The sequence below is a fragment of the Streptomyces sp. APSN-46.1 genome (assembly GCF_022815725.1).
GTDB lineage: Bacteria > Actinomycetota > Actinomycetes > Streptomycetales > Streptomycetaceae > Streptomyces.
Genome location: NZ_JALGRF010000006.1, coordinates 267,697 through 289,154, shown reverse-complemented (window position 1 = coordinate 289,154; position 21,458 = coordinate 267,697). Strand labels below are relative to the sequence as shown.

Here is a 21,458-nt window from a genome sequence, read left to right as displayed (position 1 = left end):
GCCCCGCTCAGACCAGGCGGCGGGCCGTGGCCCAGCGGGTCAGCTCGTGGCGGTTGGAGAGCTGGAGTTTCCTGAGCACCGCGGAGACGTGCGATTCCACCGTCTTGACGGAGATGAAGAGCTGTTTGGCGATCTCCTTGTACGCGTACCCGCGCGCGATCAGCCGCAGCACCTCGCGCTCGCGCTGCGTGAGCCGGTCCAGGTCCTCGTCCAGCGGCGGCGCGTCCGTCGAGGCGAAGGCGTCGAGGACGAAGCCGGCCAGCCGCGGCGAGAACACCGCGTCCCCGTCCTGCACCCGGAAGATCGACTTCACCAGGTCGGTGCCGGTGATGGTCTTGGTGACGTAACCGCGCGCGCCGCCCCGGATGACCCCGATGACATCCTCGGCCGCGTCCGACACCGACAGGGCCAGGAAGCGCACCGGATGCTCGGCCGCCGACATCAGCGGGGCGCAGCGGCGCAGCACCTCGACGCCGCCGCCGCCGGGCAGGTGCACGTCGAGGAGCACCACCTCGGGGCGGGTGGCGGTGATGACGGTGACGGCCTGGTCCACGTCCGCGGCCTCGCCGACGACCTCGACGCCGGTGCGGGCGGTGTCGCCGATCTCGGCCTGGACGCCGGTGCGGAACATCCGGTGGTCGTCGACGAGCACCACCCGGACCCTCCTGCTCTCCGAACCCGAATCCGAACCGGAACCCGCATCCGAACCGGAACCGGTCGTGGTCTCTTCGGTCATGCTGTGCTCGCCGCCCTCTCCATCTCCAGCTCGACTTCCGTGCCGCCGCCGGGCGCGGACCGCAGCCGTGCGGTCCCGCCGTTGCGCTGCATCCGGCCGATGATCGATTCTCGTACGCCCATGCGGTCGTCCGGTACCGCGTCGATGTCGAAGCCCGGTCCCCGGTCCCGTACGGACACGAACACGGTCTGCCCTTCCACTTCGGCGTACACCTGCACGGGCCCGCTCTCGCCACCGTACTTGGCGGCGTTGACCATCGCCTCGCGCGCGGCCTGCGTCTGCGCGGCCAGCCGCTCGTCGAGGGGGCAGTCGCCGACGATGACGACCTCGATCTGGACGCCGTGGTGGTCCTCCACCTCGGCGGCGGCCTTCTTCACGGCCTCCGCGACGGTGGCCGGCTCCTCGGCCTCGTCCTTGCCGGTGCCCTCGGGCTTGTAGAGCCAGTTCCGCAGCTCCCGCTCCTGGGCCCGGGCGAGGCGGCGCACCTCGCCCACGTCCTCCGCGTTGCGCTGGATCAGCGTGAGGGTGTGCAGGACCGAGTCGTGTACGTGGGCGGCGACTTCGGCGCGCTCCTGGGCGCGGATGCGCATGAGGCGTTCCTCGGAGAGGTCCTGGGTCATCCGGATCAGCCAGGGCCCGGCCAGCAGGGCGACGCCGACGAGGACGGCGAGGGTGGCGGTGAGTACGTTGCCCAGCTGGGCGGCGGAGCCCCGTACGACGAGGAAGACGGTCAGACCGACGCCGACCAGCGCCACCCCCGCGAGTCCCCGGGCGATCTGCAGCAGCCGGGCGTGCCGGCCCGCGGCGGCGCTCCAGTGGGCGCGGCGGGCGTTGTCGGCCTGCCGCCATACGAGCACCACACCGGCGCCGACCAGCAGCGTCGGCCAGACGTACCGCCCGGACGCGCCGCCGGCCTGGACCTTGGCGCTGAAGATCGCGACGCCGACGCACAGCGCGATCAGCGCGGTGATCTGCCCCTTGGCGGGCCTGCGCAGGCGCAGGCTGCCGCCGGCGAGGTTCTCGAAGAAGGAGCGGTGCCCGCTGCCGCCGCCCACGCCGAGCGGGACGAAGACCCAGAAGGCGGCGTAGAGCAGGACGCCGAGGCCGTCGCCGAACATGAACAGGCCGAGGAAGGCCAGCCGGACCCAGATCACCGGCAGCCCGAGGTGCCCGGCCAGGCCGCGCGCGACCCCGCCGAGCATCCGGCCGTCGGCGCTGCGGTAGAGCTTGCGCTGCGGGGTCTCGGGGCTCGGCGGGGGCTCTGCTGCGTGCGGGATTCGGGGAGCGGCGGCTACGGGCATGCCACCGATGGTCACATGCGCGGGGTGCGCCCGGCATCAGGGCATCCCCCCAGTTCTGTGCGGGGGATATCAGGGTCGCGCCAGGGTCGGGCCCGGTGCCGCACCGCCGCGCGGCCCGTCACCATGGACCCATGACCGAAGTGCACGATGCCCCGCCGGACTCCGGGGCCCCCTCGATACCCGACGGGCGACCGCCCCTGCGCCGCGGCAAGCGCGACAAAGTCCTCGCGGGCGTGTGCGGCGGCCTCGGCCGGTATTTCGACCTAGACCCGGTGATCTTCCGGATCGTGCTGGGCGTCCTCGCCTTCACCGGCGGCATCGGCCTGATCTTCTACGGCTTCGCGTGGCTGCTGCTCCCCCAGGAGGGCGAGGAGGACAGCGAGGCGAAGAAGCTGCTCACCGGCCGGGTCGAGGGCACCACCCTGGCGGCTGTGTTCACGGCCCTGATCGGCTGCGCGCTGTTCCTGTCGATGCTGGGCAGCGGCGGGCTCGGGGTGTTCTCCGCCCTGGTCATCGTGGCGGTCGGCGGCGGCGCGTACTGGTCGCAGCGCAGCCGCGGCGCCCAGGCGCCGGAGGCGGAGGCCGACCCGGCGGCGCAGCGCCCCGCGCACAGCCCGGCCCCGCCGGAGACGCAGGCGCCGCCCACCCCCGGCGGCCCGTCCTGGTGGCGGGACCCGCTGGTCAAGGACGGCACCACCGGTCCGGTCGGCGCGGTCGGGTACCTGTGGGGCCCGGACGACGAGGCGGCGCCCTCCCCCGGCGCCCCGGCGGCCCCCCAGCGGGTGGCCGCCCCGGTCGTCCCGGCCGTTCCCCGGGGCGGCATCGGCGGCCGGCTCTTCGTCCTGGCCGTGCTGGCCGGGGGCATCGCCACCGCCGCGGTCTGGGACGGCAGCACGCTCGGGCACGCCCTCCAGGTGGGTCTCGCCGCCGCGCTCGCCGTCTTCGGCCTGGGTCTGGTGGTCAGCTCGGTCAAGGGCCGGACCGGCTTCGGCACCGTCCTGCTGGCGCTGACCACCGCCGGGCTGCTGGCGTGCGCGGCCGCGCTGCCCCGTGAGATCGGCACCGACTGGCGGGACGTCGACTGGCGCCCGGCGGCGGTGGCCGACGTACGGCCCGTGTACGAGGCGGGCACGGGGCTCGCGACGCTGGACCTGAGCCGCCTGGACGTGCCGAGGGGCACCACGTTGAAGATCGCCGTGTCCATCGACGCGGGCCGGCTCAAGGTGGTCGTGCCCCGGGAGGTCACCGCCGAGGCCGACATCGACATCCGGCGCCTGGGCGACGTACAGCTACCAGGGGACAGGAGCGACGACCTGCGCCTGCGCGACGGCGGCGAACACCGGCAGGTGACCCTGGCGCCCGCCGCCGGCACCGAGGCCGGCGGAACGATCGACCTGCGCCTCGAAGCGGCTGTGGGACAAGTGGAGGTGGCCCGTGCGGCGTCATGAGTTCCAGCCGGGACGGCTGATCGCGGGACTGGTCCTGCTCGCGGCGGGCGTGCTCTACCTGCTCGACGCGGCCGGCGAGACCGATCTGCCGTGGTTCGCCGTGGTGCCGATGGCGATGGGCGGGCTCACGCTCGCCGGGCTGGTGGGGATGACCACCTACGCCGTCCGCCGGGACCGGCGCGACCGGATCAGCGAGTCCAGCGAGAGATAGCGCGCCCCGGCCAGGATCAGCGGGGTCCAGGCCATCAGGTAGATCAGGTCGTTGCCGTAGTAGTACGGGGTGACCGCCCAGGAGACCGTGAGCCACAGGCTGAGCGAGATCAGCGCTCCGCCGGTGGCCGCGATCCGGGTCAGCAGGCCGGCCAGGGTGCCGAGGCCCACCAGGATCTCGCCGATGGCCAGCGCCACGGCGCAGCCGACGGGCGAGTCGAGGGCCAGGTCCACCATGGCCGGGAACGCGGCGGTGTCGCGCACCCCGCGCATCAGCTCGCCGATGGAGCCGGCGCCGTCGGCGGACAAGAACGTGGCGTCGGTCAGCTTGTCCAGCCCCGCGTAGACGAACGTCAGGCCGAGGAAGATCCGCAGTGGCAGGAGCGCGTACCTGGGGGCTTGTTCTCTCAGCCCGGAAGGTACGTCAGTTCGGGTCACGTCAGTTCGGGTCACGGGGACATGTGTACCCCGTTCACTCGGCCACGTCGATGGTGCAGCGGTTGGATTCCACTCCCGCCGCGGTGACCACCTGGACCTCCACGCGGCCCGGTTCCACTTCCGCCGGCACCGGTACGGTCAGCACCGCGTCCGAGGGATTGGTGAACCCGCCCGCCACCGGGACCAGCGGCACGTGCACGTGGACCGCCCCGATCCGCACCACCAGCCGGGCCAGCATCTCCGGCGTCTGCGCCCCGGGCGGCACGAACCCCACCCCCCGGATCTCGATGTCGTCCCCGGGGCGGACGGCCGCGTCCAGATCCCCGGGCTCCCGTCTGCGCACCACGGACAGCACCAGCGGACGGCTGCCCTCCGCGTACTTGGCCGCCAGGTACACCGCCGCCGACAGCGCGACGAGCAGCGCCAGCGCCCACGGCAGTTGCGGCAGCCGGTCCGGGAAGCGGGCCAGCGACACCGCCGCGTAGGCCAGTACGACGGTGGAGACGAGCACGTACTGCGCGTCGGGGAAGCTCCCGCGCCCGGCGTCGTCCGTCAGCAGGTCCGCCCCGGTCGGCCGGGCCGCGGGCAGCTTCTGCAGCTTCTGGCCCATGATCCGTACGGAGACCACCCGGCGCACCAGCACCGCCACCGCCGAGGTCAGCGCGAGGACCGCCAGCAGCGGCAGCGCCCGCCCGAGCGCGAAACCCTGGTACAGCGCCTGCCGTTCGGGCCCGGGCGAGGACGCGGCCAGCCGCAGGGCGGGCAGCAGCGCGGCGAACGCCGTCAGGACGAGCCAGGCGGTGGGCACCGCCTTCGAGGTGGACAGCCGGTTGTCCTCGCCGACCAGCGGGGCCAGCAGGCCGCCGCGCAGCGTCTGCGCCCGGGCGGCGACGGTGAGCAGCCCGGCCAGCACCAGCGCCGCCAGCAGCCCGGCGGTGCGGGCGGTGGACCAGCCGGTGCCGAGTGCGGCGGCGACCTGCACCACCAGCAGGACCCCGGCGGCGATCCACACGGCGAGCACGGCCCGCCGCGAGAACAGGTACAGCCAGGATTTGCCGGCCTCCCGGCCCCGGTCGGCGACCGTGCGGGCCGACAGGGTCAGCTCGTCGGAGACCCACTGCCGGGACGCGCCCAGGGAGTGGGCCACCGCGGCCGGCAGTCCCTGGCCCGCGGCGAACTCGTCACGCTTCTCCAGGAACGCGGCGACCGCGCGACGGTGTCCCTCGCGTGCGCACTCGTCGCAGGCGCAAGCCGCGGTATGGGTACCTCGGGACATCTCTTGGACAGCCACGTGCGTGCCGCCTCTCTGAACTTCGGTGCAATGCCAGCGAATTGTGCACCACTGCGGCAGTGCTCCGGATTGCGCACGATGTCAGAGCAGGTGATTAACCGTTCATGATGTTGACGCCACCGGCGTGTCACCGGCGTGTCACCGTTGTGGAGCAGGGGCTGCCAGCAGGGGTTGGCAGTTCACCCAGGCGGCCAGATCGGACCCGAACCGCTCGCGCGTGGCGACGGCATTGTGGTGGTCGATGAGCACCGGTTTCCCGGCCGCCCGCGCGATCAGCTGCACCTGCGCCGCCCGCTCCGCCGCGATGAACCACCAGACCGCCGCGTCCACCGAGTCCCCGACCGTCAGCAGCCCGCGGTTGCGCAGGATCAGCGCCTTGTACGGGCCCAGCGCGCGCCCGATCCGGCTCGCGTCCTCGGCTCCCGCGAACTCGTCCAGCAGCGCGTGGTCCTCGTAGAAGGCACAGGCCTCCTGGGTGATCGGGGCCAGCAGCTCGCCGAGACTGGCGAGGGCGCGGCCGTACGGGGCCTGCGTGCGGACGACGGCCACGACCTCGGGGCGCTCCCGGTGGACGGCGGCGTGCACGGCGAAGGCCAGCTCGTTGACCCGGCGGTCGCCCTGGAGGACCCGCCCGTCCCCGTCCACCAGCAGCAGATCGCCGGGGGCCAGCCCGGCGAAGGCCCGCCCGAAGGGGTTCACCCAGTAGCAGTCCTCGAACTCCGGGTCCCGCGCGCTGACGTGCCCGGACACACCGTCCTCGTACCCGAGCCGGCCCAGCAGCCGCAGCGCCCCGGCGAGCCGCCGCTTGCGGTACTCGCGCTCGTCGGCCGGGTCCGCGTGCACGGGCGGCATCTCGAAGCCCAGCCGGTCCACGGGTACGGGTACAGGTACGGGCTGATCCGGCATGGGGCCTCCTTCGACTCCACTCCGACTCCGCCACTCCGACGGCTCGGGTCGCGGCGCAAGGTACCGGCGGCTCCGCCAGGTGGCCATAGAAACGGCGAAGCCGCCGCTCCGGAGGGAGCGGCGGCTTCGCTTCACGCGCGGGTGGGGACTACTCCCACTCGATGGTGCCCGGGGGCTTGCTCGTGCAGTCCAGGACCACGCGGTTCACGTCCGCCACCTCGTTGGTGATGCGGGTGGAGATCTTCGCGAGCACCTCGTACGGCAGGCGCGTCCAGTCGGCGGTCATCGCGTCCTCGGACGAGACGGGGCGCAGCACGATCGGGTGGCCGTAGGTACGGCCGTCGCCCTGCACGCCGACGCTGCGGACGTCGGCGAGGAGCACGACCGGGCACTGCCAGATCTCGCGGTCCAGGCCGGCCGCCGTGAGCTCGTGGCGGGCGATGGCGTCGGCCTCGCGGAGCAGGTCCAGGCGCTCCTTGGTGACCTCGCCGACGATGCGGATGCCGAGGCCGGGGCCCGGGAAGGGCTGGCGGTGGACGATCTCGTCCGGCAGGCCGAGCTCCTGGCCGACCATCCGGACCTCGTCCTTGAACAGCTGGCGCAGCGGCTCGACGAGCTCGAACTCGATGTCGTCGGGGAGGCCGCCCACGTTGTGGTGGGACTTGATGTTCGCGGTGCCGGTGCCGCCGCCGGACTCGACGACGTCCGGGTACAGGGTGCCCTGCACCAGGAAGGCGACCGCGGGGCCGTCCTCCTGGAGGATCTCCAGCTGGGCCTGCTCGAAGACGCGGATGAACTCGCGGCCGATGATCTTCCGCTTGGTCTCCGGGTCGGAGACGCCGGCGAGCGCGGTCAGGAACCGCTCCTGCGCGTCGACGACCTTCAGCTGCACGCCGGTGGCGGCGACGAAGTCCTTCTCGACCTGCTCGGTCTCGTCCTTGCGCATCAGGCCGTGGTCGACGTAGACGCAGGTCAGCTGCGAGCCGATGGCCTTCTGCACGAGTGCCGCGGCGACCGCCGAGTCCACACCGCCGGAGAGGCCGCAGATGGCGCGCTTGTCGCCGACCTGCTCGCGGATGGCCGCGATCTGCTCCTCGACGATGTTGCCGGTGGTCCAGGTGGGCTTGAGGCCCGCACCCCGGTAGAGGAAGTGCTCCATCACCAGCTGGCCGTGCGTGGAGTGCATCACCTCGGGGTGGTACTGCACGCCGTACAGCTTCTTCTCGTCGTTCTCGAAGGCCGCGACCGGGACGACGTCGGTGGACGCGGTGACGGTGAAGCCCTCGGGGGCGGCGGAACAGGCGTCGCCGTGGGACATCCACACCGACTGCTGATCGGGGGTGCCCTCGAAGAGGGTGGAGCCGGCCTTGGAGACGGCCAGCGCGGTCCGGCCGTACTCGCGGGCGCCGGTGTTGTCGACGGCGCCGCCGAGGGTCGTCGCCATCAGCTGGAAGCCGTAGCACATGCCGAAGACGGGTACCCCGGCCTCGAAGAGGCCGCGGGCGTCGTCCAGGCGCGGGGCGCCCTCTTCGTACACGGAGGACGGGCCGCCGGAGAGGATGATCGCCTTGGGGTTCTTGGCCAGCATCTCGGCCACGGGCATGGTGCTGGGCACGATCTCGCTGTAGACCCGTGCCTCGCGGACGCGGCGGGCGATGAGCTGGGCGTACTGGGCGCCGAAGTCGACGACGAGAACCGTGTCCGGGGCGCTGTCGTGACTGGCGGAGGTGGCTTCTGGCACGGGGCAGGCCTTCCGGCGGAAGAGGGGGTTGTTTTGTCGATTCTACCGGGGGACCCGCACCCCTCTTCGTCTCACCATCCGAGTCCGGGGCCACGCCAGTGCCTCGGCCACGCGGGATCAGGCCTCCACAGCTCGGCGTGCACGGACGATCACGCGCTGTGCGTCCGCCCCGAAGACGGCGGATGCGCGGAGCGACTTCCAGACCCGCAGGTGCGTGGCGACACTGTCGACGTCGTCCAGCCAGAGCTCCGCGTGCCAGGTTTCCACGACCACCTGCCGGTCGTCGTAGATCCAGAATCCGAGGCCCGGCGGGATCTTCAGGGCCGCGTCGAGGGGGACGATCCCCAGTTCCACGGTGTCGAGGCCGATCACGCCCTGGAGGCGGTCCAGCTGGGCGGCAAGCACCACCGGTGGGCAGATCCGACTTTGAATCCTCCCCTCCCTAAAGGGAGGGGATTCCTGGCTCACGTTGGCTGCGGACTGGCGGTCCACACGCTCTTACACGATCAGCACCAGCCGGGTTGAGACCAGCCCGGACGAGCATCACGTGTGCGGAGTTCTTGTCCCTGGGGGAGACGGCTCCGCACGCGGTGCACGAGTAGGTTCGTTCCGAGAGAGGGAGTGCGTGCTTGGTTCTCGCTCCGCACTGCGCGCAGTCCATGGTGGTGTGCGCGGGGTGGACAAGGTGCACGGCGCGACCGTGCTTGCGGCCCATCTGGATCAGGGCCGTCTTCGTGGCGCCGATCGCGGCGTCTGCCGCTTTACGGGCCATGGTGGACTTGGCGAGGAACTTCGGCTTGAAGTCCTCGACGGCGAGGGCGTCATGGTCACGGACCACCTTCTTGGCCCACTTGCGGGCGGTGTCCTGGCGCTGCCGGGCGATCTTCTTGTGCGCCTTCGCGGCCTGCTGCTGCGCTTGACGGTAGCCCTTCGACTGGGCCTTGCCCTTGGGTGCGCGGCGTCGGGCCATCATCCGCTGGTAGTGCGCAAGGCGACCGGCGGCTTTCCTGCCGTACTCGGCGTGGGGCAGGTCGTGGTCGTCGGACGTGGTGGTCGCAATCTCCCTCACGCCCCAGTCGATGCCGATCACCGCTCCCGTGGAGGGCAGTGTCTCGGTGGTCGTGGGGACGACGAAACTGGCGTACCAGTGCCCGAGGCTGTCCCTGTACACACGTACCGACGACGGCGGGTTGGGCAGATCCCGCGACCACACCACGGTCGCGCTGATACCCCCGGCCAGATGCAGACGCCCGTCCTTCAACCGGAAGCCGTGCTGCGTGTAGTTGAGCGTGGGGTCCGTTACGTGCTTCTTCTTGCACTTCGGCATCCCGGCGCGCTGCCGCATCGGCAGTCGGGCCTTGATGTCCTTGAGCGCCTTCGCGCGGGACTTGGCGAAGTCACGGATGATCTGCTGCTGCGGAACGCTGCTGCCCTCACGCAGCCACGCCATCGAGCGTCGGGCCCCCGTCAGCATCTTGTCGAGCTGCGACGGACCACACGTCACCTTCTCGTCGGCCGTCTTGTTGTGGGCGTGGACCTTGCGGGACATCGCCACGCACTCGTTCCACACCCACCGGCACCGCGCCCACTCCGCCTCAAGCCGGGTGAGCGCGGTGGACGACACGCGAAGCCGGAAGGTGTACCGGGCATGCCCGGCTTCCCCATCGCCCATCGCTGCTGTCGGCATGCTCCCCAACCTAACCGCCCCCACTGACAACGAAAGAGAGTGCAGGTCAGAGCAGACGCGCAACGAACTCCGCCGCTACGCGGCTCCGCCCCAAGGACCCATTCCTCCCCGGGCTGAAGCCCGGGGCATCCTGGGAGAGATCCGGTGAACGACGATTTCTCCGCTGTCCAGATCCTCATGCACGGCGGGGCAGCCACCTTCACCGCTGCCTGTGCCGTTGAAGCGCAACCTGCGTGCTGTTCATGGCATCCCAGACCACCATGAGCCCGCCTGTGCATCTGTCACTGCCCTCCGCGGCTCCGAAACCCGCCGCAGGCTGTGACGTGTGCGCGGCACTGGCGAACCAGCGCTCGGAGGCCCACCGGCGGGGCGACTATTCAGCCGTGTCGGACTGCAATGTGGAGATCGTCGCCCATCGTGGGCGCAGCCGATGCTGAACCCACGAGCGATGTTCCGGTACGTCGCACACACCATCCGGCACGCGCCCGAAGGCGGCATCACCTACGAGGCCTTCTGCACGGCATATGGCTGCGGGGCCGAGTCCGGGCCACAAGGCGAGCACGGTGCGGCGCAGGACTGGGCGCTGCGGCACACGGGGCGAACCGGCCACGACCTGTTCCGACGCGTGTATACCGACCACGCGCGCGTCACACGCGCCACTGAGTCGTCTCACCATCCGAACCGGCTTGGCCCGGAGGGGGGCCGAAGGTCATAATCGCTTTCATGCGCAAGCAGCTGAGCTTCCTCTTTACCTATGGCACCGGCCGGTCCGGTCGCCATGGGTCCTTGTGATGCTCGCTTGAGCCGCTGACTTCCCAGAGCGCCCCGGTCCGACAGGACCGGGGCGCTCCGCGTTTCCGCTCTTCTCGGGCCCCACCCACAGGAGAGAACCATGAGCGTCACCACCACCCCCGAGCAGCTGATCGCCGACTGCCGCGGGCGCATCGACTCCATCGACGACCGGATCATCGGGCTGATCCAGGAGCGGATGGCCGTCTCGACGGTCATCCAGGAGGCCCGGATCTCCTCCGGGGGCCGCCGGGTGCACCTGTCGCGCGAGATGGAGGTGCTCTCGCATTGGAGCGATGCTCTCGGAAAGCCCGGCACCACGCTCGCGATGACGCTGCTGGAGCTGTGCCGCGGCCGGGTGTGACGTACGGGGCGGTCCTTGCGAGCGGTCGTTCGTCACTCGTCCGGAGCGTGACCGGGCTCGCGGCCCTTCGTTGATGCCGGTGTGTCCGCGCCAGCCAGGCGCGGGTCGCACGACACCACGCGTGGCTCCGCTGGAGCGGTGAGGCGTACGGCCCGTGAGGGCGTGCGTCGTGGGACCTCGCTCCAACGCGCGACCGGACGGCAGGGGACAGCCGCCCGGTCGCCCATGAAGGACGGCCGGCCCGGGGGACGCCCCGGGCCGGCCGTTCTCATGTGTGCGGACCGCTTCGCTACGTCTTCGCTACGTCGTTACGCGCGCCCGGTGCCGCGGCGGCGGACCGCCACGAACAGCAGACCGCCCGCGGCGACCAGCACGGCCGCGCCGATGGCGAGCGGGCCGGCGGAGCTGCCGGTGGAGGCCAGGTTGCCGTTGGCCTTGGCGCCGGTGCCCGTGCCCGTACCGGCGGTGCTGCTCGGCTTGGCGGACGCGGACGCGGACGGGCTCGTGGAGGTGCTCGGCTTCGGGCTCGGGGTGCCGGTGGAGGCGCTCGGGCTCGGCGTGACGCCGCCGTCCTTGGCGTTGATCACGAAGGCGGCCTTGTTGTTGGCGTGCTCCGGGTCCCAGCCGTGAGGCTTGCCGCCGTCCAGCGACCACTGGCCGACCGTGACGGAACCCTTGGCGTCCGCCACGACCTTCTCGATCTTCAGCTCGAACGCGTAGGAGACCTTCTCCTTCTCGCCCACGACGCTGCCGGTGGCGCAGACGAAGCGCGGGGTGCCCAGGCCGTTGGGCGCGACCCGCTGGCATCCGTACGGGACCTTGACCATCTTCACGCCCGGCGGCATGACGATCTCCGTGCCGGCGACGATCTCACCGGAACGTACGTTGGCGACCCACGCCGGGCCCTTGTTCTGGAAGCCCAGCTCCGCCTTCACCGTCTCGCCGGCCTTGCCCTTGAGGGACACGGGGCCGACCACGAAGTCGGCGGTGTTCTTCGTGTCGAAGTCGAACTCCTGGGTGTTGCTCCAGGAGTCCGTGGCCGGGGCCTGCAGGGCGGGCTTGGCGGCCCGCTCCTTGAAGGCCAGCTTCTGGCCGGTGCCGGACGGGGTGAGCTTCTGCGCCGCCTTCGGCTGCTCGCCCGCCGTGTACACCCCGTAGGTAAGCCGGTCGACGAGGGCGTGCGGGGCGGCCTTGAGGGTCAGCGGGCTGGAGATCTCGTAGACCGCGCCCGGCTTGAACTCCCCGTCGAGGACGCACACCGTGGTGCTCCAGCGGGTGTTCCACGGCTGTGCCGGATCCGGCTTCCGGCTGAACGAGCAGTTGTCGTACTTCTCGACCAGGTCCATGCCGTGCGTGGTGCTGATCTCCAGCGCCACGCCCTTGGCGGATTCCTTGCCCGCGTTGGCGAAGACGATCGGCAGGCCCTGGGTGTCGCCCGGGTTCTGCTTCGACTTGAGCTCGGCCTTCTCCACGACCAGGTCGGGGCCGCCGACCTTGACCTTGGTGGTGGCCGGCTTGAAGGTGGTGCCCGGGGCCGCGCCGGTGATCGTGAGGTCCGCGATCGCGCCGGCCTTGCTGTCCTTCGCGGCCGTGAGGTCCAGGGCCACCACGGTGTGCCCGTCCGGCATCGGCTGCCCCCACAACCGGCAGGTCACGAGGGCGGCGTTCAGCACGCAGGCGCGATCCTGCCCCGCGCCGAGTGAGATGTCGGCGATGCCCTTGAGCCCGCTCAGGTCGATCGTGAGCGTGCCCACACTGCTGAACGTCGCGCCGAAGTCGTCGTCCACCCGGTACTTGAGCGAGGTCTTGTGCGGCTCACCGCTCTGTCCGGGGTGCGGACGCAGGCCGACCTCGGACGGACCGGTCAGGGTGAAGACGGGGTCCGCGGCCTGCGCGGGGGCGGTGCCCAGGGCCAGTGCCACCAGGCCGCTCGCGGCAAGCAAGGAGATGCGCTTTCTCATGATCCCCTTGACCCTCGAACACGCGTCGCAGTTGCGCACGTCACCGTGTGACGGACACCACAGGCCCGCTCTCCGGATTCCGGTACAACCTTCCGCCTTGACCGTCTGTCACTTCAGTACTGCGGCGAGTACCGCGCTCGGAGGGGGAGCGCGGTACTCGCCGCCGTCACATCAGGCGCACATCGGGGTCAGAGCTCCGCTTCCGGTTTCCGCGGCGGAAGTTCCGGGACTGCCAGGAACGGCAGCCGCAGCGCGCCGAAGGCCTCCTTCGGGACCGCCGGACTGACCGGTTCCACCGCCGCGAGGCGGGCGTACGCCTCGCCCTGCGCGGGCCGCTCGTCCCGCTCTCCCTTGTTCGGCCAGTACGCCATGGCCCGCTCCGCCTGCGCCGTGATCGTCAGCGACGGGTTGACCCCGAGGTTCGCGGAGACCGCCGAGCCGTCGACGACCGAGATGCCCGGGTACCCGTAGAGCCGGTGGTACGGGTCCACGACGCCCTCCCGCGGGGAGGCGCCGATCGGGCAGCCGCCGAGGAAGTGCGCGGTCAGCGGGGTGCCCATCAGCTCGCCGATGTTGCTGCCCGGGAAGCCGTTGATCTCCTCGGCCAGCAGCATGGCGGCCTCGGTGGCCTCCGCGATCTGCACCGGGTTGGGGGCGCCGTGGCCCTGGCGGGCGGTGAGCAGGCCCTTGCCGAGGCCGCCGGGCTTGCGGTACGTCGTCAGGGAGTTGTCCAGCGACTGCATGACCAGGCCGATGATGGTCCGCTCCGACCAGCGCCGGTTGGACAGCGAACGCAGCAGCTGCACCGGGTGCGTCGCGGTCCGGGCCAGCCAGGCCCGGACCCGGTGCTTGGCGAAGGGCACCTGGAGGATGGTCATGAACCCCATCGCGTTGGAACCCTTGCCGTAGCGGACGGGCTCGATGTGGGTGTCGGCGTTGGGGTGCACGGACGAGGTGATCGCCACGCCCCGGGTGAAGTCGGCCCGCTGCTCCTTGCCGGGGCCCGCGCCGTGCCGCCTCCGGTAGCGGCGGTCGTCGGTCTGCGCGCCGACCAGACCCTCCGAGTTGGTCCGGGTCAGTTCGCCGAGCCGGTCGGAGAGGTGCGGGAGCTCGCCGCAGTCCTTCATCGTGTGCAGCAGGGTCTGGGTGCCGTACGTGCCCGCCGCGACCACGACGTAGCGGGCACGCAGCACCCTCACCTTGCCCTTGCGGCGGCCGTCGGTGGGGACCGTACGGACGCGGTAGCCGCCGCCCGGGTGTTCGGCGACGGTGGTGACCGTGGTCATGGGGTGGATGACGGCGCCCGCGCGCTCGGCGAGGTGCAGGTAGTTCTCGTTCAGGGTGTTCTTCGCGCCGTGGCGGCAGCCGGTCATGCACTCGCCGCACTCGGTACAGGCCTTGCGGGCGGGGCCGGCGCCGCCGAAGTACGGGTCGGCGGCCTCGTCGCCGGGGCGGACCTTCGCGTGGCCTTCGGCGTCCTGGCCGTCTCCGAAGAACACGCCGACCGGGGCCATGTGGAAGGAGTCGGCGACGCCCATCTTCTCGGCGGCCGCCTTCAGGTGGACGTCCGAGGGGGTCAGCGTCGGGTTGAGGCGTACGCCGAGCATCCGCTTGGCCTGGTCGTAGTACGGGGCGAGTTCCTCGCGCCAGTCGGTGATGGACGCCCACTGCCGGTCCTCGAAGAAGGCGGTGGGCGGCACGTACAGGGTGTTGGCGTAGTTGAGGGAACCGCCGCCCACGCCGGCGCCGGCGAGCACCATCACATTGCCGAGCAGGTGGATCCGCTGGATCCCGTACAGCCCGAGTGCCGGGGCCCACAGGTAGTTCCGCAGGTCCCAGCTGTTCCTCGGCAGGCTCTCGCGGGTGAAGCGGCGCCCGGCCTCCAGGACGCCGACCCGGTAGCCCTTCTCGGTGAGCCGCAGTGCCGAGACCGACCCTCCGAAGCCGGATCCGATGACGATGACGTCGTAGTCGTACGACTCAGACTCAGACTCAGACACGGTGCTGCCCCTCAACGGAATCGGAATGCCTTCATGACCTGGAGGCTGCGGGTCATGAACGCCGCGTACTTCTCGTCGTCCATGCCCAGCGAGGGCGCCATCGGGAGCAGCCGCTGGTGGGCGACGGTCTGGGCCTCGGTGTACTTGAGGATGCCCTCGGAGCCGTGCCGGCGGCCGAGGCCGGAGTCCTTCATGCCGCCCATGGGCGCCTGGGCGCTGCCGTACGCGGGGGCGTAGCCCTCGTTGATGTTGACGGTGCCGGTGCGCAGGCGGGCGGCGACGGCGTGGCCGCGGCGGGCGTCCTTGGTCCACACGCTGGAGTTGAGCCCGTACGCGGTGCCGTTGGCCTGCGCGATGACCTCGTCCTCGTCGGTGAAGCGGTAGATCGAGACGACCGGGCCGAAGGTCTCCTCGCCGCACACCGCCATCGGCGCCTCGACGCCGTCGAGGATGGTGGGCTCGTAGAAGAGGGGGCCGATGTCGGGGCGGGCCACGCCGCCCGCGACGAGGGTCGCGCCCTTGGCGACGGCCTCGTCCACGTGCCGCCGCACGGTCTCCAGCTGGCGCTCGCCGACGAGGGAGCCCATGTCGGCTCCGTACGCGAGGGAGTTGCCGAGCCGCATGGCCTTCGTCCGGGCGGCGAAGCGGGCGACGAACTCGTCCGCGACCGAGGCGTGGACGTAGAGCCGCTCGATCGAGATGCACAGCTGGCCGGCGGAGGAGAAACAGGCACGGACGGCGCCCGCGGCGGCCTTCTCCACGTCGGCGTCGCTCAGCACGAGCATGGCGTTCTTGCCGCCGAGTTCGAGGGACACCCCGACGAGGCGGGCGGCGGCGCCCTGCGCGACCTCGCGGCCGGTACGCGTGGAGCCGGTGAACGACACGTAGTCGGCGTGCCGGACCACCTCGGGGCCGACGACCGGGCCCTCGCCGAGCACGATCTGGAAGACCTCGGCCGGCAGTCCGGCCTCGATGAGCAGGTCGCGGGCCCACAGGGCGGTGAGCGCGGTCTCGGTGTCGGGCTTCATGACGACGGCGTTGCCGGAGACGAAGGCGGGCAGGGCGTCGCCGACGGAGAGTTCGAGGGGGTAGTTCCAGGGGGCGATCTGACCCACGACCCCGCGCGGCTGGCGCAGCTCGGTGACCTTGGTGAGGGTGGGCATGGCGCCCGCGTGGCCCTTGGGACGCAGGTACGAGGGGGCCTTGCGGCCGTAGTGGCGCGCGGCGACGGCGACCGCCTGGACCTCTTCGTGGGCGTGCAGCCGGGCCTTGCCGGTCTCCAGCTGGATGAGGTCGAGCACCTCGGCCTGGCGCGACAGGACCAGGTCGTGGAAGCGGAGCAGGACCGCCGCACGCTTGCGTACGGGGACGGCGGCCCAGGCGGGCTGGGCGGCGCGGGCCTTCTCGAAGGCCGCGGCCACGTCCTCGGGGGTGGCCTCGGGCAGATCCGCCAGCTTGTCCCCGGTGAAGGGGGTGTGGTTGGCGGTGCGGCCGGAACCGATCACTCCGCGGGTCAGCCGGGCGACCAGCCCGACGGTCACCACGTCGGCGGCGGTCCGGGCGCCGGCCGGGGCCGGGGCGACCGGGTTGGTGGGCTGCGGTGCGGCGCGGAGGGGGGCGGCGGGGGCCTGCGAGTCCGTCATGGCGGTGAGCGTATTCCGCCGGGAGGCCTTTGGGTACCCGTCGGTAACCGGATTTTGCGATATCCGCCAGTGATTGCTGGCAGAGTGGCGGGATCAGGGCTTCCCGGCCGGGGGCTCCCAACCGCTGAGCACGATGTCGAACTGCTGCCGGGTCGTGTTCCAGCCGGCGGTGGGGGCCGCCATGTAGATCGCGTACTCGGTGCCGTCCGGGGCGATGTACATCTGCTCGATGGCCCGGCGCGGACCGGGGTGGTTCTGCTTCTCGGTCCACGTGAAGTCCCAGAGCGCGGCCCGGGTGCTGTCCCGGAAGGTGTTCTGGTTCAGGAGCTGCTTCTTGTAGTCCGTCCGCTTCTGCACCTGCTTCTCCAGGTCGAGCAGGTGCGTGTACGGGTTCACGTAGTCCGGGGTCGAGTCGGCGGCGATCCGGATGAAGTGCTTCCCGTTGTCCGGGGTGTAGTCGATCTGGTCGCCGTTCATCTGGCGCCTCCAGCCGTCCGGGACGAAGAGGGTGAAGCCGGTGGGGTCGGTGACCTTGTTCCAGCCGGGCGGGGCCTGCGCCGCGGGCTTCGTGTCGTCGCCCGGCTTCGCGTCGGGGGCGCTCGCGTCCCGGTCGGCCCCGCCGCCCTTGCCGCCGTCGCCCCCGGTGAGCTTGAGCACCCCGAAGACACCTCCACCGCCGATGAGCGCCGCCACCAGGGCGATGCCCACGGCGCGCTTGAGCCGGCCCTTCGCCGGCCGGTCGGACACAGAAGCGTACGCGGGCGCAGACGCGGGCGCGGCCGCAGGCGCCGCGGGCGCCGCGGGCGCCGGCAGCGAGGCCGCCCGGGCGGTCTCCGCCGGCGCGGCCGGCCCCTCGGACCACTCCTGCGCCGGGGCGAGTTCCTCCGACGTCACCGCACGCGTGGGCACGTACGCCTGCGCCGCCTTCGGCTCCCGGCCCTCCATCGCCTCCAGCAGCATCCGCTCGGCCTCGGCGGCCGAGGGGCGATGGGCCGGGTCCTTGCGCAGCAGCGCGGTGATGACCGGCCCCAGGGCGCCGGACTGGCGCGGGGCGGGCGGCTCGTCGTGCACCACGGCCTGGAGGCTGGAGATGGGCGACGTACGGCGGAAGGGCGAGCGGGCCTCGACGGCCGTGTAGAGGGTGGCGCCGAGCGACCACAGGTCGGAGGCCGGGTCGGGCGCGCCGCCGGTGACCCGCTCGGGGGCCAGGTAGTCGATGGAGCCGACGATCTCACCGGTGCGCGTGATGGAGGAGTCGCCCTCGATCGCGGCGATCCCGAAGTCCGTGAGCAGCACCCGGCCGTCCTTGGCGAGCAGCACGTTGCCCGGCTTCACGTCCCGGTGCAGGACGCCGACCGCGTGCGCGGCGCGCAGCGCGCCCAGCACGTGCAGCCCGATCCGGGCCGCCTCGCGGGGCTCGATCCGGCCCGCCGACTTGGCCGCCTCCGCCAGGGAGGGGCCGTCGATGTACTCCATGACGATCCACGGCCGGTCGTCGTGTTCCAGCACGTCGTGGACGGTGACCACCGCGGGGTGCTGGATCCGGGCAGCCGCCCGGGCCTCCTTCTGCGTCCGGGCGTGCAGGACGTCCCGATCGGCCTGGGCGACGTACAGACCCGCCGTCAGTTCCTTGACGGCGACGGTCCTGTGCAGCAGCTCGTCATGTGCGCGCCACACCTTGCCCATGCCGCCACTGCCGATGGGCTCGACGAGCCGGTACCGGCCCGCGAGCACCGCACCCCCGCCTGTCTGCTGTTCCACGAATCCCCGCCGCCTTTTGCACTTCCGGCCAGATTACGGAGCCTGCGGGCGAAGCCGGAGCCACGCGGGGCCGGTGAGACCGCACTGTGACGCAATTGCCGTACTTGACCGCCCGTCAGGCGGCGTTCACCCACCCGACTTGTAACTCCCCGTGGCTTTTTCGAAGACCTCGGTGACCTTGTCCTGCTCGTCCTCCGGGCCCGTGACCATGACGACGTGGTAGCTGTCGCCGAGCGCCACGACGAAGTTGCGGGCGAACACGCTGCGGCCGTTGGCGTCGTGCCAGGTGTACCGGCCGGTGACGCGCAACTGCTGGCCGACGGTGGTGGATTTGATGTCCCCGCTGGTCGTCCACGTGGAGTTGCGGTACGCGTTCAACTCCGGCTCCTTGTCCTTCTGGTACGTCGCCGGATCCGGATTGCCCCGTACCCTGTCCCGGCCCGGGACGACGGTCAGGGTGAACGGGCCGTCGGTGTAGCGCACCTGGCCGGCCTCGTTGACGCCGTGGCGCTCCCAGCCGTTGGGTGTGGCGATCTCGAAGTGCTCCGGGTCGCGCTGGATCGTGTAGCCGGGCGGGGCGGTCTGCGGGGCGGGCTTGGACTGGGGCGCGCCGGTGCTCTGTTCCGGCTGGGGCTGCGGTTGCTGGGATTGCGGCTGCTTCGTCGGGGTCCGGGACTGCTGCGGTACGGGCTTGGCCGCGTTCTGCGGCTCCCGCGCGTCGCGGTCGCCGTCGCCGCCGTCGCCCGAGCGGGGCATGAAGAGCACCGCGTACGCCACCGCTCCGGCGAGGAGCACCAGGATGCCGACGAGCAGCGTCCGCCCGAGGGAGCGGGGCTTGCGGTTGCGGGGGGCCGCGGCGTTGCGGTGCCGCCCGTGGAGGTCGCCGCGCCGGCGTACGACGGGCAGCTTCGCGGGATCGGGTTCGGCCATCGGGAGCATGCCGAGCCCGAGCCCGGCGTCGGGCTCGGGGGCCGACCGTACGAGGGAGCGGAGCCAGCCGCGCAGCTCCTCGAAGTCGGGGCGCTCGGTGGGGTCCTGGCGCAGCAGCGACTCCACGACGGGGCGCAGCGGCCCGCACTCCTCGGCGAAGGCGGGGGGCTCGGAGCACACCATCTCTACGAGCTCGGCGGCGCTGTCCTCGGGGTACGGGGCGTGTCCCTGGACGGCGCGGTACAGCAGCGCGCCGAGCGCCCACAGGTCGGTGGCTGGCCCGACGGGGGCGGCGATCTGCCAGGGCCCGTGTACGGAGCGGGCCTGCTCGGGGGCCCAGCGCTCGGTGACGGCCCCGACGACGGCCATCCGCGTCTGCCGCGCCCGCTCGGCATCCAGCCCGGTACGCGGCCCGCCGCCGCCCCAGCCGCCGCCGACCGGCGGCGGCGCCACCCGGGGAGCCTCGGCGGCATCGGCGGGGCGGTAGCCCTGCGGAAGCGCAAGCCGCACGGGGGCCGGTGCCTGCGGCGCGGATACGGGGTCGGGTGCCGGTGCCTGCGGCGCGCGTACAGGGTCGGGTGCCGGTGCCTGCGGCGCGGGTGCGGGGTCGAAGGCCGAAGCCTGCGGCGCGGATACGGGGGCGGAAGCCGAAGCCTGCGGCGCGGGCACGGGGTCGAAGGCCGGGGCCTGCGGCGCGGGCCGGGGTTCTGGGAGGATCGGCCGCGACTCGGGGGCCGTCGGGTTGGTGTCCGGGCCGCCGTAGGGGTACGAGTACCCCTCCGGCAGGTTCGACCCCTCGGGCCGGACCTCCCTGCGGGCGGCGGCCTGCGCCCCGGCCCGGTAGGCGGCAATGGCTCCGGCGCGCGCGGCGGCCTTCGGATCGTGCTGCTCCGGCGCCCGCCCGGGGGTGATGTGGTCGGAGTACCGAGGCCCGGTGTCGTACCCGGGCGCGACAAGCGGAGCGTAACCCCCGGCCCCGGAACCGCGGCCGCCACCGGTATCCCCGCCCAGCGGATCGAAGCCCCGCCCGCCCCCGAACGCACCGGGGCCCAAGCCACCGCCGCCCGACCCGGGACCACGCGTAGGGGGCTCGGAGCCGCCCCCGGCCACCCCGGGACCACCCCCGGCCGGGGCAACACCGCCACCGGCCACCCCACCGACACCCGCAACGGGATCAAAGCCGCCGCCCACCCCACCGACGCTCGTAACGGGGTCAAAGCCGCCGCCCGACCCAGGAACACCCGTAGACGACCCGAAGCCGCCCCCGGCAACCCCCGGACCACCCGCAACGGGATCAAAGCCGCCGCCCACCCCGGGAACACCCGTAGACGGCTCGAAGCCGCCCCCGGCAACCCCGGGACCACCCGTCACGGGTGCGAAGCCGCCGTCGGCCGGCCCCGGGACGCGCACGGCAGGGGCGACGCCGCCGGGGGGTGCCGGGGGGAGGGTTCTGGCGGGGGGCGGGGGGGCGGCCTCCGGGGTGGGCGGGGCGTCCCAGGTCAGCTCACCGGCGGAGCCATCCGGCGGGAGGGGGTCGTAGCCGCACAGGGCCTCCTCGGCGGCGCCCGCCGCCAGGCCCGTCAGGACGACCCGGCCGTCATCGCATATCAACACGGTCCGCACCGTGATGTTCCGGTGCGTCCACCCGTGCGCGTGCAACACCCGCAGAGCGGTCAGCACATCGGCCGCCACCTCCGCCGCCCGGTACGGGCTCAGCGGTTCATCGGCGACCAGCGCGGCCAGCGGCCTCGCGGGGACCAGTTCGCTCACTATCCACAGCGACCCGTCCTCCGCGAACACGTCGAAGACCTGGTCCAGCCGGGGGTGGTCCGGAACGGACGCCGCCGCCTGCGCGGCCGCGATCGCCCGCCGCACCGCCGGGAGTTCCTCCGCCGGGCGCCGCCCGGCCGCCGGGGTCCGCGAGCCGTCCAGCAGCTCCGCGTCCACGACCTCCGGCAACGGCACTTGCCGTACCAGGACTTCCTGCCCGCTGCGCGTGTCGAAGGCCCGGGTCTCGACCAGTTCGTACGCGTCCGACGGCGGCAGCGGCAGACGGTAGCGATCGGCGAGGATCCGGCCCGCGTAGTCCTCCACATCGCCTCCCCCGAGCGCTCGGGGACGGGCTCCCCTTGGCCACGCCCCCTCTGACACGATACGTCGCGCGGGGCGCCCGCGTCCCGGGCCTTACAAAGGCCCATGCCGCCAAAGGCCCATGCCGCCAAGGCCCATGCCGCCAAAGGCCCGTGCCGCGA

General features: G+C 72.3%; 15 protein-coding genes and 1 pseudogene. 3 read left to right on the top strand and 13 right to left on the bottom strand.

Features of this window, described 5'->3' with window-relative positions; genetic code table 11:
• Positions 1-7: 7 nt before the first annotated feature.
• Positions 8-736: a response regulator transcription factor gene (locus tag MTF65_RS19460; protein ID WP_279399246.1), complete on the bottom strand. Its 729-nt coding sequence runs from the start codon at positions 734-736 to the stop codon at positions 8-10.
• Positions 733-2,037 carry an ATP-binding protein gene (locus MTF65_RS19455; RefSeq protein WP_243629989.1) on the bottom strand — a complete coding sequence of 435 codons (1,305 nt, stop codon included), beginning with the start codon at positions 2,035-2,037 and terminating at the stop codon, positions 733-735. Before MTF65_RS19455 ends, MTF65_RS19460 begins: the two co-directional genes overlap by 4 nt.
• Positions 2,038-2,168: 131 nt before the next feature.
• On the opposite strand from MTF65_RS19455, the gene MTF65_RS19450 reads away from it, so the two are divergent.
• Positions 2,169-3,485 (top strand): PspC domain-containing protein, encoded by a 1,317-nt coding sequence (locus tag MTF65_RS19450; protein ID WP_243629988.1) that lies wholly within the window; start codon positions 2,169-2,171, stop codon positions 3,483-3,485.
• Entirely contained in the window at positions 3,472-3,696 is a 225-nt protein-coding gene (locus MTF65_RS19445) for a hypothetical protein (protein WP_243629987.1), read from the top strand. Before MTF65_RS19450 ends, MTF65_RS19445 begins: the two co-directional genes overlap by 14 nt.
• On the opposite strand, the gene MTF65_RS19440 is transcribed toward MTF65_RS19445, so the two are convergent.
• The 6 genes and pseudogenes from MTF65_RS19440 to MTF65_RS19415 form a co-directional block, all read right to left on the bottom strand.
• A complete protein-coding gene (locus MTF65_RS19440) occupies positions 3,642-4,148 on the bottom strand; it encodes a TQO small subunit DoxD (protein ID WP_243629986.1) in 507 nt (168 codons plus the stop codon). The genes MTF65_RS19445 and MTF65_RS19440 overlap by 55 nt on opposite strands.
• Before the next feature lie 19 nt (positions 4,149-4,167).
• Positions 4,168-5,424, bottom strand: coding sequence for a hypothetical protein (locus MTF65_RS19435; RefSeq protein ID WP_243629985.1), 1,257 nt, complete (start codon positions 5,422-5,424; stop codon positions 4,168-4,170).
• Positions 5,425-5,562: 138 nt separating this feature from the next.
• Positions 5,563-6,330: a class II aldolase/adducin family protein gene (locus tag MTF65_RS19430; protein WP_243629984.1), complete on the bottom strand. Its 768-nt coding sequence runs from the start codon at positions 6,328-6,330 to the stop codon at positions 5,563-5,565.
• A 148-nt stretch (positions 6,331-6,478) separates the two neighbouring features.
• Entirely contained in the window at positions 6,479-8,071 is a 1,593-nt protein-coding gene (gene guaA / locus MTF65_RS19425) for a glutamine-hydrolyzing GMP synthase (RefSeq protein ID WP_243629983.1), read from the bottom strand.
• 117 nt (positions 8,072-8,188) lie between these two features.
• A pseudogene (locus tag MTF65_RS19420) lies at positions 8,189-8,494 on the bottom strand (Scr1 family TA system antitoxin-like transcriptional regulator); the annotation flags it as partial.
• Between the two features lie 19 nt (positions 8,495-8,513).
• Positions 8,514-9,758 carry a transposase gene (locus MTF65_RS19415; RefSeq protein WP_243629982.1) on the bottom strand — a complete coding sequence of 415 codons (1,245 nt, stop codon included), beginning with the start codon at positions 9,756-9,758 and terminating at the stop codon, positions 8,514-8,516.
• Between the two features lie 892 nt (positions 9,759-10,650).
• Here MTF65_RS19415 and MTF65_RS19405 point away from each other — a divergent pair.
• Positions 10,651-10,911 carry a chorismate mutase gene (locus MTF65_RS19405; RefSeq protein ID WP_243629980.1) on the top strand — a complete coding sequence of 87 codons (261 nt, stop codon included), beginning with the start codon at positions 10,651-10,653 and terminating at the stop codon, positions 10,909-10,911.
• 308 nt (positions 10,912-11,219) lie between these two features.
• Here MTF65_RS19405 and MTF65_RS19400 read toward each other — a convergent pair whose 3' ends face one another.
• The 5 genes from MTF65_RS19400 to MTF65_RS19380 all read right to left on the bottom strand — a co-directional run bounded on the left by MTF65_RS19400 (position 11,220) and on the right by MTF65_RS19380 (position 21,300).
• Positions 11,220-12,872 carry a hypothetical protein gene (locus tag MTF65_RS19400; RefSeq protein ID WP_243629979.1) on the bottom strand — a complete coding sequence of 551 codons (1,653 nt, stop codon included), beginning with the start codon at positions 12,870-12,872 and terminating at the stop codon, positions 11,220-11,222.
• A 188-nt stretch (positions 12,873-13,060) separates the two neighbouring features.
• Positions 13,061-14,872 (bottom strand): GMC oxidoreductase, encoded by a 1,812-nt coding sequence (locus MTF65_RS19395; RefSeq protein WP_243629978.1) that lies wholly within the window; start codon positions 14,870-14,872, stop codon positions 13,061-13,063.
• A gap of 11 nt (positions 14,873-14,883) precedes the next feature.
• Positions 14,884-16,515, bottom strand: a complete 1,632-nt coding sequence (locus MTF65_RS19390) for a succinic semialdehyde dehydrogenase (RefSeq protein WP_243629977.1) — start codon at positions 16,513-16,515, stop codon at positions 14,884-14,886.
• 93 nt (positions 16,516-16,608) lie between these two features.
• Positions 16,609-18,276 carry a serine/threonine-protein kinase gene (locus MTF65_RS19385; RefSeq protein ID WP_243629976.1) on the bottom strand — a complete coding sequence of 556 codons (1,668 nt, stop codon included), beginning with the start codon at positions 18,274-18,276 and terminating at the stop codon, positions 16,609-16,611.
• A gap of 126 nt (positions 18,277-18,402) precedes the next feature.
• Positions 18,403-21,300 (bottom strand): hypothetical protein, encoded by a 2,898-nt coding sequence (locus MTF65_RS19380; RefSeq protein WP_243629975.1) that lies wholly within the window; start codon positions 21,298-21,300, stop codon positions 18,403-18,405.
• Between the last annotated feature and the right edge of the window lie 158 nt (positions 21,301-21,458).